Source organism: Pseudomonas sp. 2822-17, assembly GCF_002742485.1.
Classification (GTDB): Bacteria; Pseudomonadota; Gammaproteobacteria; order Pseudomonadales; family Pseudomonadaceae; genus Aquipseudomonas; species Aquipseudomonas cyclaminis.
On record NZ_LJRZ01000906.1, the window covers coordinates 1 to 241 of the forward strand.

The window sequence follows — 241 nt, forward strand, 5'->3', positions numbered from 1 at the left end:
ATCGTAGGAATTGCAGGCCAAACAAACATTTCACCAATTGTCAGTACTATCATAGCAGCTAGGAACGCAGTAAAAACTTCTGCCTGGCTTAAAATAAAATAAGCTATTGTAAAGACCCCAACACCAACGTAAATCTGAGCCTTTAAAGAATGAACCCACCTCTTAATAAAAAAGCGTATTATTGGCTGACCAAAAACAATCATTGCTCCATTTACTGTCCATAAAACACTATACTGGTTTA

Annotated in this window: 1 protein-coding gene; it reads right to left on the reverse strand. The window is 36.5% G+C overall.

Going from position 1 to position 241, the window contains the following annotated elements:
* Nucleotides 1-241, reverse strand: a 241-nt coding sequence (locus tag AOA60_RS33660; RefSeq protein WP_143522599.1) for an MFS transporter, incomplete at both ends; no start/stop codon positions are given.